Genomic DNA, 12,571 nt, shown 5'->3' with positions numbered 1-12,571 from the left:
CACGGGCAAAAAGTAAACCACGCATGTTATCGCTAACGTGACTTATTTTACAGGGTTAGGGCTAACACGCCAGTGTTTGCGCAACCATTGACGTCGCCATCTTACAAGGCCGCGCCAATGGCGCTGCACTGGCGCTCAGGCTCAGGCTGCGACCACGGCCTGCTGACGCGCTGCACGCCGAGACAGACGCCGCTCACGCAGAAACGTATAAAGCCCGGAGCCAATGATCAGCGCAGATCCGATCAGCGTCATCAGATCCGGTTGCTCGGCAAAAATCACCATGCCGATCAGGGTCGAAAACACCAGTCGGGAATAGCGAAACGGTGTGATAACAGCAGCATCGCCAATCCGGGTGGCCGTGACAATACCGTAGTAGCCCACAACGCCAAAGATGATACCCCCCAGCAGCATACCCCATTGCCCCCCCTGCAGCACGACAGGATCACCCGGCAGGATCAGCAGCATCACCAAGCCTGCGGGGATCACAGATCCAAAGGCCTGCGAACTAACCACCGCTGATGGCACAGCACTATCCATCACCCGTGTCATCAAATCACGTGCGGCTACCGCCACCACGGAAATCAACACCAAAAGCACACCCGGCTCAAACCCCGCCAATCCGGGGCGAACGATCATCAACACACCGGCAAAGCCAACCAGGATCGCGCTCCAACGCCGCCAGCCGACATCCTCGCCCAGAAACAGAGCGGCACCCACCGTGACGGCAAGCGGCATCGCCTGAAACACCGCAGCCACGGTCGAAATGTCGACGACCGCCAATGCCGAGGCAAAGCTGACCGCTGCCAGTGCCTCTGTCGAGGCGCGCAGCACAGGCTGCCAACGCCAGTTCCGCGGCGCCAATACACGATGCCCCTGCAGCTTGGCCCAGATCACAAAAACAGTGCCACTGCCGAACCCCAGCATCATCAGGATCTGACCCACCGGTACGGATTGGGCAAGTTGCTTGATAAACATATCCTCTAGCGAGAACCCCGCCATAGCGAAGATCACCAGCAAAATTCCCGTGACATTGTTCATCTGCGTCGTTCCGTTCTGATGGGCATTCCGTTGGGCTTCCGAATACGGCGACCAACTTCGGCAAGAAACAGCAGCCAGCGACCCCCGGCAACTCTGTTTGCGACGCGGCATGATGACTTGATGTGGCCTGCTCCATCACATCTCGTGATGGATGACAATCACCAGGCGATGAAAATCCAGATCTTGAGCGGCAATTTGGCCCGGCTATCCCGTCAAGGTCGCGATGGGTTCATCGCTTTGGCGGTGCAGGCATGTCAGATGCTAATCCCGTTTGCGCGGCACGCCATAGAGCTCCAGCTTATGTCCGCGCAGCTCATAGCCCAGCTTCTCGGCGATCTTTTCCTGCAATGCCTCGATCTCAGGATCACAGAATTCAATCACCTCACCCGTGGTCATATCAATAAGATGATCGTGATGGTCACGGTCGGCATCCTCATAGCGGGCTCGCCCGTCACCAAACTCCAGCCGTTCCAGAATGCCAGCCTCATCAAACAGCTTCACCGTGCGATAGACCGTAGCGAGCGAAATCGCTCTATCCAGCGCGCTGGCACGGGCATATAGCTCTTCGACATCGGGGTGATCGTCGCTCTCCTCCAGCACGCGGGCAATCACCCGTCGTTGGCCTGTCATCCGCAGACCTATGGTTTCGCAGCGTTCGATAATCGTCTCGCTCATGACGGTCCCTTTTTCAGCATGGCTCCCTTGTGTAGACAAAGACGCGCGCGCCGCAAACCGGGTTTTAACATTCCTTGACGAAGAATATACAGTAATTCACCATTGACTTTAGCTGCTTCCAGGGCCATCTGCCGTCACAGGCATCCCTCCCTGCCGCGTGAGCAGAGGACGTCGGCCAGCGCCAGACAGATAGCGCAGGCAATAATACCGACCCTAAGGATATGCCACCGTTCCCAATATCACGCGTGGGGCACTCGCAGCGACCAGCGGTCTGGCATGATGCCAGCCCCGCCCGAGGTCCCTGCCCCAACGACAGACCGCCCTCGCGGCGGCACCGGCCGAGCCATTCTGGCGCGGCTGTGAAAGGACGAGACGTGACTGAATTTTCAAGCATGGGGCTGCCCGAGCAACTCCTGAAACGCATTGCAGAGCTTGGCTATAAAGATCCGACGCCGATCCAGGCGCACGCCATCCCGCATGCGCTGAACGGCAAGGATGTACTGGGCCTCGCGCAAACAGGCACCGGCAAGACCGCTGCCTTTGGCGTGCCGTTGATTGCCCAGATGATGCAATATGGCCACAAGCCTGCCGCTAAGACCGTACGCGGTCTGGTGCTGGCCCCGACCCGCGAACTGGCTAACCAGATCGCTGCGAACCTCAAGGGCCTGACCGAAGGCACACCAATGAAAACCGGCCTCGTGGTCGGTGGCGTGTCGATCAACCCACAGATCAGCCGCCTGTCGCGCGGCACTGATATCCTGATCGCCACCCCGGGCCGTCTCTTGGACATCCTTGACCGTGGCGCGCTGGATCTTGGCTCCTGTGATTTTCTGGTGCTGGACGAAGCTGACCAGATGCTGGATCTCGGCTTCATTCACGCGCTGCGCAAAATTGCATCGCTCCTGCCCGAGCAACGCCAGACCATGCTGTTCTCGGCCACCATGCCCAAGCAGATGAACGAGATCGCTAATTCTTATCTGCAAAGCCCCGTCCGGATTGAGGTGAACCCTCCCGGCAAGGCCGCCGACAAGATCACCCAGTCGGTGCACTTCATTGCCAAGGCCGAGAAACTGTCGCTCCTGAAGGAGCTTCTGGCCGGTCACAAGGATGAGCGCACGCTGGTCTTTGGCCGCACCAAACACGGCATGGAAAAGCTGATGAAGACGCTGTCTGCAGCAGGGTTCTCTGCCGCAGCCATTCACGGCAACAAATCACAAGGCCAGCGCGAGCGCGCCCTGGCGTCTTTCAAATCAGGCGAGGTCAAGATCCTTGTTGCCACTGATGTGGCGGCCCGCGGTCTGGATATCCCTGATGTGAAATATGTCTACAACTACGAGCTGCCCAACGTACCCGATGCCTATGTCCACCGCATTGGCCGGACCGCACGCGCGGGCAAAGATGGTCAGGCCGTGGCCTTCTGCGCACCCGATGAGATGGGTGAACTGAAAGCGATCCAGAAGACCATGAACCTCAACATCCCCGTCGCCTCCGGGCGTCCATGGGAGGTTCTGCCCGATGCCAAGGCTCCATCGGGCCGTCGCGGTGGCGGCAAACCCGGAGGCGGTGGCGGCAAGCCCGGCGGGCAGCGTCGACGTCGCAGTGGCGGCGGCGGTGGCGGCCAGGGTGGCGCACGCAGCGGCGGTCAGGGTGCGGGTCATGGTGGCGGACAGGGCAAACCCGGCGGTCAGCGCCGCCGCGCCCAGTAAGACCACACTCGCGATACTTACTTATCGAGAGCCGGGAGCGCCCCACGCGCCCCCGGCTTTTCTGTACAATACGGTGCGTTTACCGACCAAAAGACGCAGCCAATTTCCGCGACAGCACTATTCAGCCCCTGATGCACGTGTGATCGCCAACACACTGTTTTCGCAGCTTGACTTACCGCCCGTAGGCTCATCCTGTGGCCGCATGAGTGAAAAACGCGCAATGGATGGTATCGGGGCCACAATGCTGATCGCATTCAGCGGTTTGATGGGCCTCAATCAAGTGGTGATCAAAGTCTCCAATGGTGGCTTTGGCCCGGTTTTCCAGGCTGGGTTACGCTCGACTATCGGCCTCGGCATCTTGCTCGGCTGGCTTGCCCTGCGCGGTCGGCTAAAGCGAAACATCACCCCTCAGGTCAAATACGGAGTGTCGACCCTGCATTGGACCCGCTCGGTTCATTTCTGGGGGCTGATCTGCGGGGTCTTATTCACCGTCGAATTTATCTGCCTCTACATTGCGTTAGACCTATCATCCGTCTCGCGGGTAACGATCATTTTCAACTCCATGCCGGTCTGGCTGGCACTGGCGGGTCATTTGCTGTTGCCGGGTGAACGGCTCAGCCCGCTGCGGATGCTGGGGTTGGGGCTCGCCATGGGCGGTGTGGCCCTTGCCGTACTACACCGCAGCAGCAGTGATGCGTCCCTTCTCGGTGACATTCTCGCATTGATCGCCACGCTCAGCTGGGCAGGTATCGCGCTTTGTGCACGGCTGTCGCCGCTGGCGCAGGTTCCGCCCATCCGCCAATTGATCTATCAGCTGGCGGTATCGGCAGTGCTGCTGCTCGCAGTCTCGCCGCTGTTTGGTCCACTCCTACGCGAACCAACATTCCTGCATCTTTCTGGTGTCGTCTTTCAGGCCGTTGCCATTGCCAGCCTTGGCTATCTGCTGTGGTTCTGGCTGATTGGCATCTACCGTGCCAATGCCGTGGCATCCTTCAGTTTTCTGTCACCTGTGATGGCCGCGATCCTTAGCTGGTTGCTGCTGAGCGAAGTCATCTATCCGCAGGTCTGGGCCGCGTTGGCGCTGGTCGCCATCGGTATCGTATTGATCAACCGCAAATAGGCCATGCAGGCCTATCTGCGATCAGCTTCATGTCCCGCAGAACGTGGCCTTCACCACTTCATCAGCCGCAGGCGGGCGACGCAGATCCTCGGCGCTCTCATGCACCTGATAGGGGTCTGCAAGCACCGTATTCAGCCGCTCAAATGGTGCATAATCCCCCGCAACAGCAGAGGCGATCATGGCCTCAATCTGGTGGTTGCGTGGAATATAGACCGGGTTCGCCGCCGCCATAACAGCCTCGGGTTCAGCCTCCCGTGCCAGCCGCGCGCGCCAACCGTCAGCCCATGCATCAAATGCCTCAGGTGCTAAAACCTGATCCCTCGCGCGACCGTGCCCCGGCTGGATATCATCCGCCAAAGCCTTAAATATATTGGTAAAATCGGCACGTCCCTCCGCCATCAGGGACAGAAGATCGGTGATCAGTGTCATATCTTCACGCGCAGGATCCGCCAGGCCAATCTTGGCCCCAAACCGCCGCAACCACGCCGCCTCGGTCAGGGCAGGCATCCCATGCACAATCTCGGTTGCCTCTTCTACCATCGCTTGCGGGTCCTCTGCCTGCTGGATCAACGCTGTTGCCAACTGAGCGAGATTCCAAACCGCGATATCAGGCTGATTAGAATAGGCATAGCGCCCCGTCCGGTCGATCGAGCTGAACACCGTCTGCGGATGGTAAACGTCCATGAAGGCACAAGGCCCGTAGTCAATCGTCTCGCCTGAAATGCTGGAATTATCAGTGTTCATCACCCCGTGGATAAACCCAACCGACATCCAGGCAGAAACCAGCTCTGACTGCGCGTCCCGCACCGACCGCAACAGGCCCATCGGCCCATCGGCCTCAGGATAATGGCGCTGAAGCGCATAGTCGGTGAGCTGTCGCAATGCAGCCTGTTCGCCCCGTGAAGCAAAGATCTGGAAACTGCCAACCCGCAAATGGCTCGACGCCACCCGTGTCAGCACCGCACCGGGCAGACCGCCCTCCTCGCGCCAGACTGTCTCGCCCGTTGTTGCTGCTGCCAGCGCGCGGGTCGTCGGGATACCAAGAGCGTGCATCGCCTCGCTCACCACATATTCCCGCAACACCGGCCCAAGCCAGGCACGCCCGTCACCGCCCCGCGAATATGGCGTACGGCCCGATCCTTTCAGCTGGATGTCGCGACGTAGCCCATCCGGCCCCACGACCTCTCCAAGCAAGATCGCGCGCCCATCACCCAATTGCGGATTGTAATTGCCAAACTGATGCCCGGCATAAAGCTGCGCCAACGGATCAGCCCCCATCGGCAGCGCATTGCCGGCAAAAACTGCCGCCATGTCCTCTGCCTCCCCCGAGGTGATGCCCAAAACCTCGCCAAGAGCAGAATTATAGGCCACCAAAGCCGGTGTTTTCACAGGAACAGGGGCCTGTTTGCTGTAGAACACGGGCGGCAGCGCCGCATATGTGTTGTCAAATGGGATGTGCAATGTCATGGCCCAAACATATGCGGCAAATGCCAAATTGCCAGAGCCAACCTTTAGCAATCGCAGGCAAGAGCTATCACAGGCGACCAGCAACCACGGAGCACAAAGATGACCGCCGATGAGATCATCGCCAAACTGAACCTCCAGCCCCACCCCGAAGGCGGCTACTATCGTCAGACCTGGGTGGCTGAGAATGCCGATACCAACAGCGGCCGCGCCACCGGCACCTGCATTTATTTCCTGCTCAAAGCGGGCGAAAGCAGCCATTGGCACCATGTCGACGCAACCGAGATCTGGCTCTACCACGCTGGCGCGCCGCTCATCCTATCGCTCTCCGCCACTGACGAAGGCCCCGCGCGCGACCATGTTCTATCCCCCGATCTGACCAAAGGCGAGCCGCAACTGATCGTCCCCGAAGGCCATTGGCAGGCCGCCCGCACCACGGGCCACTACACGCTTGTCAGCTGCACCGTGTCTCCGGGGTTCCAATTTGATGGTTTTGTACTGGCCGCGCCTGAGTTTGACATTCCGCGTGAGGGGTAAAATCGCCCTATCAGTGGCAGATGCTTAGCCTTTCGCGCCCGGGACGCTAACAACCCCGCCACCGACACAGGCACGCACACCCGTGGTTCCGGGGCTGGAGGTCGGCAAGCCCCGCGCCACCCGCACGGCCAGATGCGCAAAAGCCTGCGCCTCCAGCATGTCGCCATCCAGGCCAACTGCCTCAATTGGGATAACACGACAGTCCAGAGACACCTGCAACATTTCCATAAGCACTGGATTATGCCGCCCTCCACCAGTGACCAGCACCACCTCAGGCGGTTCCGGACAATGGGTCATACCCTGCGCGACCGCCGCTGCACACATCGCAGTCAGCGTTGCCGTCGCATCGCTGTCGCTCAGCTCGGACACAAGCGTAATCATTTCCGCGAAGTCATTCCGATCCAGAGATTTTGGCGGAATCCGGGTAAAATATGGCTCGGCCAGAAACAGCTCCAGCGCGCCGGTCTCGACCACGCCACCACGGGCAATCGCGCCACCTTCATCCATCATCTGACCACAGCGTGCTTGCACCAGATCATTGATCGGCGCATTGGCAGGACCAGTGTCAAAGGCAAGCAACGCACCGGGGTCCTCTGCCGCATCAAATCGCGGATCGACATATGTAAGATTGCCCACACCGCCGAGGTTCAGAAAACACAGAGGCTTGTCCCGTTTCAAATATTTGGCACATGCAAAATGGAAAAACGGCGCCAATGGCGCGCCCTCACCGCCCAAACGCACATCATCGCTGCGAAAATCCCAAACCACCGGGATCTGCATCTCTGCTGCCAACGCCGCCCCATCGCCGACCTGCAACGTCCCTTGGCTGCGCGGTGCATGGGCTAAGGTCTGACCATGAAAACCAATGGCATCTACCGCCGATTCTGCATCCGCTGCCGCAACCTCACCCAAGACCTGCGCCAGCAATTCCACATGAGCGCGGGTCACAAACTCACCCGCGGCGTCCACTTTTGGCCCGTGCCACTGCCCCAACGCAGCGGCCAATTGCGCCCGTTCCACCGGTTCATAGGCGCGGTATCCACTGAGCCCAAACCCATGAATCGCCACACCGTCAGTTTCCACAATGGCCGCATCGACCCCGTCCAGTGACGTACCGCTCATAGTGCCAAGGGCTTTCAGAACGCCATGTTTGGGAATCGCTTTTGTGGGAGAGATGCTCATGGTTATGCTGCCTGTTCTAATTGGGGGCCACGGATCTGCCGACCGGACGCCGATTTGACAACAAGGATACAGCAGTGAATTTCTTCCGCAAAGCCGTTCACACAGCTTTCCCCCGTGCAAATTGCGTTTTATACAGCACCGCGCAATCCAAAAGCCGAGGCACATTATGACCTACCACCCAAAATCGGACTTCATCGCTGTTATGATGGAACGCGGCTATCTGGCCGACTGCACCGATTATCAGGGCCTGGACGAGGCGTTGATGACCCCCGGCCAAGCCGCCTACATCGGGTTTGACGCCACTGCGACCTCTCTGCATGTTGGTTCGCTGATCCAGATTATGATGCTCCGCTGGTTCCAAAAAACCGGCCACAAACCGATCACCCTGATGGGCGGCGGCACCACCAAGGTGGGCGATCCGTCATTCCGCGCCGATGAACGCCCTCTGCTGACCGACGCCCAGATCGACGACAATATCGCGGGCATCAAAAAGGTCTTTGACGCCTATATCGACTATGACAGCGGTGCAGGTAACGCCGCCATGATGCTGAATAACGCTGAATGGCTGGACGATCTCAACTATCTCGCTTTCCTGCGCGACATAGGACGCCATTTTTCGGTGAACCGGATGTTGTCGTTTGAATCGGTCAAATCGCGCCTTGACCGTGAACAGTCGCTGTCGTTCCTCGAATTCAACTACATGATCCTGCAGGCCTATGACTTCCTGGAGCTGAACCGCCGCTACGACTGCGTCCTGCAGATGGGCGGATCGGATCAGTGGGGCAACATTGTCAACGGCATCGACCTGACACGCCGGGTGCTGGACCATGAAATCTATGGTCTCACCTCACCGCTGTTGACCACCTCCGACGGCAAAAAGATGGGCAAATCCCAGAACGGTGCGATCTGGCTCAATGGCGATCTGCTCTCGCCCTATGAGTTCTGGCAGTTCTGGCGTAACACCACAGATGCTGATGTTGGCCGCTTCCTTAAGCTTTATACCGAGCTGCCGGTTGATGAATGCAACCGTCTGGGCGCGCTTGAAGGCTCCGAGGTGAACGCCGCCAAGGTCATTCTCGCCAATGAGGTAACCATGCTGCTGCACGGTGCCGACGCGGCTGCCGCTGCTGAGGCCACCGCCCGCGAAGTCTTTGAGAAAGGCGGCATTGGTGACGATCTCCCCACCCTGTCGCTCTCTGCCACAGATGTGGGCGATGGCATCTCCATCGTGCAGCTGATCGTGAAATCAGGTCTGGCCAAATCCGGCAAAGACGCCAAGCGCCTGATCTCAGAAAACGGTGCCAAGATCGATGACAAACCGCTGACCGACGCAAGCCTGATGATCGATGCCGCCGCACTTGCCTCGCCAATCAAACTGTCAGCAGGCAAGAAACGCCACGCATTGGTCCAGCTGGACGGCTGATCATCCAAGGGGCCGCGACTGCAGCCAGTGTAACGTGATTTGGGGGGCCTTGCTGTCCCCTTTTTCGTCGGCGGCCCGCCAACGTCCTGTGCGCCTGTTTTCCTATCCGCTCATGGCTTCAAAGCAGCAGAAGATCGACCAGTACCAGCACCAGACCAACGGGCAATGACACCCCCAGCGCCAGCAGCAAAGCAGCGGCTTTGGTCATCTTTGGAGCCGGGGCATGAAGACCGAAAATTTTATTCGCATTTTTCATATCTTCATTAACAATCATTTAGGTTTCACTGGGGTTAATGGCGCCATGTTTGATTTCACACCAGCAGATGTCATGCCCCGCCCCATTCTTCGCGACGAAACAATCCCCGCCCTACAGCAATCTACCGAGTTTGCTCGCGCGCTTCAGGCCACCGGCAAGGACCCTCTGGTGCTCGGCCAGCTGAAGGACACTGTCGTCATGCGTCGCAAAATCTGGGGCCGCATTGATGTGGCTATGGTCAACCGTGCCCGGATCGACAAACCCCTTCGCCTGCTGGAGCATTTGCAGGAGAGCGGCCTGCGCCGCACGCCCGTCATCCTATCGCCCGAAACACCCACTCCGGCCCTTGCCCGCCATGGTGCTGTGGCGCTGGTCAGCCCGGCTCATGTTGGTCTGGTTGATCTCACCCAGGATCCCGATCAACGCCGCGCTAATCTGCATCAGAAATGGCGCAACCGGTTGGTTCACGGCGAACAACAGGGCCTGCGCGTCACCCACCAATCACTGCCCCAAAATGCTGCACATTGGCTCTTTGCGGCTGATGCTGCACAGCAATCCAGCCGCCGCTATCGCAACTGGCCCGTGGATCTCACTCTGGCTTATGCACGCGAAAACAAAGGTATGGCCAAGATATTTGAGGCACATGACGGGAAAGACATCGTCGCCGCGGTACTGGTGCTCGGCCATGGCCGCGGGGCCACCTACCACATCGGTCATACCACCGATCGTGGCAAGGCGCTCTCGGCCCATAACCTCTTGATGTGGGAAGCAATGTCCTGGCTGGCCAAACGCGGCTTCGAACAGCTTGACCTTGGTGTCATCAATACCGACGACGCCGCAGGTCTGGCCCGGTTCAAACTCGGAACTGGTGCGGCGCTCCATCAACTCGGTGGAACCTGGGCCTATTGGCCGCCATTGGGTCGCCTGCTGCGCCCGCTTGCGGCACTCGACAAACGGCTTATGAACCCCGGGCTCTCTGGACACTGCTAGAGGGACGTGATTATCTGAACACATGTTCAGATATAACACTGCTAGCATTGACCCCCGGGAGGAGCCCTGCTCATGAAACTGTCGCAAACCGCCGCCGTCATCACCGGCGGCGCCTCTGGTCTTGGTGAGGCCACAGCCCGCCATTTTGCCGCCAATGGTGCCCAAGTTACCCTGTTGGATCGCGACGCCGAGCTCGGTGCTTCCGTCGCCGCCGAAATCGGCGGGCATTTTGCCCAGACTGACGTCACGGATGAGGCATCGGTCACGGCGGCGATGGCTCATGCCTCGGCGAGGATGGGTAAGATCAACGCCTGTGTGAATTGTGCAGGCATTGCGTTGGGGATAAAAACCGTCGGCCGCGACGGCGCGCATCCGCTGGATGCCTATCAGCGCACCATCGACATCAATCTTGTTGGCACATTCAATGTGGCACGTCTGGCAGCCGTGGAAATTGCCAAATGCGAGGCTGCAGAAGATGGCGGCCGTGGCGTGATCATCAACACAGCCTCTATCGCCGCCTTCGACGGCCAAAAGGGCCAGGCCGCCTATGCCGCGTCCAAGGGCGGCGTGGTGGGCATGTGCCTGCCCATGGCGCGTGATCTGGCGTCCTCGGGTGTGCGGGTGATGACCATCGCGCCGGGTATTTTCATGACACCAATGTTGGCGGGCCTGCCGGAAGAGATACAACAACAGCTCGCCGCCGATGTTCCCAACCCAGCCCGCCTTGGCGATCCCGCCGAATATGGCCGTCTTGCCGGTTTCATCGTTGAAATGGGCTACCTCAACGGCGAGGTGATCCGCCTAGACGGTGCGTTGCGGATGCGCTGAGGCAGCATCAGCCGCCCAATCAAATCATATACCCATGAGGGGCTTAACAGCCCCTCACACCTAGTCATTGAAAATCGCGCTCCCTATTTTTCTTGATCCAAGGATCAGACCAAAGCACCGAATTGAACGAAGACAGCCGTTGAAAACTCCGCTAGCCTGCAGTTAGCCGATTTCCAACACGGAGCAGATCCATGCCGCAACCCGACCTGCCGCTTGAGGGCAGCTGCCTATGCGGATCCGTGCAAATACATATCACCGCACCGCCGCTCCTGACACTTGCCTGCCACTGCCGGGATTGTCAGAAGCTCTCCGCCAGCGCCTATTCGCTAACCGCCATGTTCCCTGCAGACGCTGTAACCACCGACGGAAAACTGGTCCTTGGCGGACGGCACAGCGAGCAGCGCCAGCACTATTACTGTCCGACTTGCATGAGTTTCGTCCTATCGCGTCTCAAAGGGGCTCCGAACCGGGTGAACCTCCGGGCATCCGTCTTGGACGATCTGAGCTGGTTTGCACCTCATGTCGAAATCATGACCGAGGAAAAGCAGCCTTGGGCAACGGTTCCCGCGGCCAGGAGCTACGATCGGTTCCCGACGACTGCTGAAGAAATGTCTGCCTTGATGGATGACTACGCACAAACGATGGTGCGGCCCATCGCAGACCCCAAAACCCAAAACCGCGCTTGACCAAATCCGAACGCCAAAAGATGCAGGAAGGCGGCTGGTACTGTTGCATAGACAGCGAACTCGAGGCGTTGCGCCACCAGGCCCGCGTAGCGGTGCATCAGCATAATACCCGCGCGCCAGATCCCGCTGGCCCTCTTAGCCCGCCTCTCGCCGCGCTCTTTGCCCAATATGGGGAAAACTGCTTGATCGAATCCCCATTTCACTGTGCTTACGGGATCAACATCCGCCTCGGAAATGCTGTGTACATGAACGCAGGCTGCACCATCCTGGACACCGCGCCGATATCTATAGGTGATGGCACGATGCTGGGACCAAACGTACAGATTTTCTGCGCGGAACATCACAAAGACAGGGCGTTACGCGCCAAGGGGTTTGAAATTGCCCGGCCCGTCACACTTGGGTCAGATGTCTGGATCGGTGGCGGCGCGATCCTGTTGCCGGGCGTGACCATTGGTGACGGTGCCATCGTTGGCGCAGGCGCGGTGGTCACACGGGACGTGGAGGCTGGCACGACAGTTGTCGGCAATCCCGCACGCCCCATCCCGCACTGAACAGATCACAGGCGAACGCATGCAACGCCTGTCCAGAGAGCGTTCGCAGGTTTAACTTTCAACAATAAAATATTTATAAATTACAAAATATTATGTCGCGTTCTTTGACCCAATG

Annotated in this window: 12 protein-coding genes; 8 read left to right on the top strand and 4 right to left on the bottom strand. The window is 58.9% G+C overall.

Translation table 11 applies throughout. From position 1 onward, the window contains the following. Positions 1 to 141 precede the first annotated feature (141 nt). Together ACEWZM_RS15995 and ACEWZM_RS15990 are read right to left on the bottom strand one after the other, a co-directional pair. On the bottom strand, positions 142 to 1,038 hold the full coding sequence (locus ACEWZM_RS15995) for a DMT family transporter (protein WP_414007382.1): 897 nt from the start codon (positions 1,036 to 1,038) through the stop codon (positions 142 to 144). Positions 1,039 to 1,299: 261 nt separating this feature from the next. Beyond that, positions 1,300 to 1,713: a Fur family transcriptional regulator gene (locus tag ACEWZM_RS15990; protein ID WP_414007381.1), complete on the bottom strand. Its 414-nt coding sequence runs from the start codon at positions 1,711 to 1,713 to the stop codon at positions 1,300 to 1,302. A 374-nt stretch (positions 1,714 to 2,087) separates the two neighbouring features. Between ACEWZM_RS15990 and ACEWZM_RS15985 the strand changes: the two genes are divergently transcribed. Both ACEWZM_RS15985 and ACEWZM_RS15980 read left to right on the top strand, forming a co-directional pair. Continuing rightward, on the top strand, positions 2,088 to 3,419 hold the full coding sequence (locus tag ACEWZM_RS15985; RefSeq protein ID WP_414007380.1) for a DEAD/DEAH box helicase: 1,332 nt from the start codon (positions 2,088 to 2,090) through the stop codon (positions 3,417 to 3,419). 202 nt (positions 3,420 to 3,621) lie between these two features. Continuing rightward, the gene (locus ACEWZM_RS15980; protein ID WP_414007379.1) at positions 3,622 to 4,539 is read left to right on the top strand and encodes a DMT family transporter; all 918 of its coding nucleotides are present in this window, start codon (positions 3,622 to 3,624) and stop codon (positions 4,537 to 4,539) included. Between the two features lie 27 nt (positions 4,540 to 4,566). Here the strand turns inward: ACEWZM_RS15980 and ACEWZM_RS15975 are convergent, their stop codons facing one another. Next, complete coding sequence (locus ACEWZM_RS15975) at positions 4,567 to 6,006, bottom strand: protein adenylyltransferase SelO (protein WP_414007378.1); 1,440 nt, start codon at positions 6,004 to 6,006, stop codon at positions 4,567 to 4,569. Between the two features lie 99 nt (positions 6,007 to 6,105). Between ACEWZM_RS15975 and ACEWZM_RS15970 the strand changes: the two genes are divergently transcribed. Then, the gene (locus tag ACEWZM_RS15970; RefSeq protein WP_414007377.1) at positions 6,106 to 6,540 is read left to right on the top strand and encodes a cupin domain-containing protein; all 435 of its coding nucleotides are present in this window, start codon (positions 6,106 to 6,108) and stop codon (positions 6,538 to 6,540) included. A gap of 24 nt (positions 6,541 to 6,564) precedes the next feature. On the opposite strand, the gene ACEWZM_RS15965 is transcribed toward ACEWZM_RS15970, so the two are convergent. Then, on the bottom strand, positions 6,565 to 7,722 hold the full coding sequence (locus tag ACEWZM_RS15965; RefSeq protein WP_414007376.1) for an anhydro-N-acetylmuramic acid kinase: 1,158 nt from the start codon (positions 7,720 to 7,722) through the stop codon (positions 6,565 to 6,567). A gap of 166 nt (positions 7,723 to 7,888) precedes the next feature. Here ACEWZM_RS15965 and tyrS point away from each other — a divergent pair, with 166 nt between their 5' ends. From tyrS to ACEWZM_RS15940, 5 genes are all read left to right on the top strand, one after another. Beyond that, on the top strand, positions 7,889 to 9,145 hold the full coding sequence (tyrS, locus tag ACEWZM_RS15960; RefSeq protein ID WP_414007375.1) for a tyrosine--tRNA ligase: 1,257 nt from the start codon (positions 7,889 to 7,891) through the stop codon (positions 9,143 to 9,145). A gap of 301 nt (positions 9,146 to 9,446) precedes the next feature. Beyond that, a complete protein-coding gene (locus ACEWZM_RS15955; RefSeq protein ID WP_414008061.1) occupies positions 9,447 to 10,391 on the top strand; it encodes a GNAT family N-acetyltransferase in 945 nt (314 codons plus the stop codon). Positions 10,392 to 10,463: 72 nt separating this feature from the next. After that, positions 10,464 to 11,219: an SDR family NAD(P)-dependent oxidoreductase gene (locus tag ACEWZM_RS15950; protein WP_414007374.1), complete on the top strand. Its 756-nt coding sequence runs from the start codon at positions 10,464 to 10,466 to the stop codon at positions 11,217 to 11,219. 191 nt (positions 11,220 to 11,410) lie between these two features. Continuing rightward, entirely contained in the window at positions 11,411 to 11,905 is a 495-nt protein-coding gene (locus ACEWZM_RS15945; RefSeq protein WP_414007373.1) for a GFA family protein, read from the top strand. Continuing rightward, positions 11,902 to 12,456: a sugar O-acetyltransferase gene (locus ACEWZM_RS15940; RefSeq protein WP_414007372.1), complete on the top strand. Its 555-nt coding sequence runs from the start codon at positions 11,902 to 11,904 to the stop codon at positions 12,454 to 12,456. Before ACEWZM_RS15945 ends, ACEWZM_RS15940 begins: the two co-directional genes overlap by 4 nt. Positions 12,457 to 12,571: the final 115 nt, after the last annotated feature.

Origin of the sequence: Phaeobacter cretensis (assembly GCF_047372505.1) — a bacterium.
In the GTDB taxonomy this organism is placed as follows: domain Bacteria; phylum Pseudomonadota; class Alphaproteobacteria; order Rhodobacterales; family Rhodobacteraceae; genus Phaeobacter; species Phaeobacter cretensis.
This window is presented reverse-complemented; position numbering and strand designations above follow the sequence as displayed.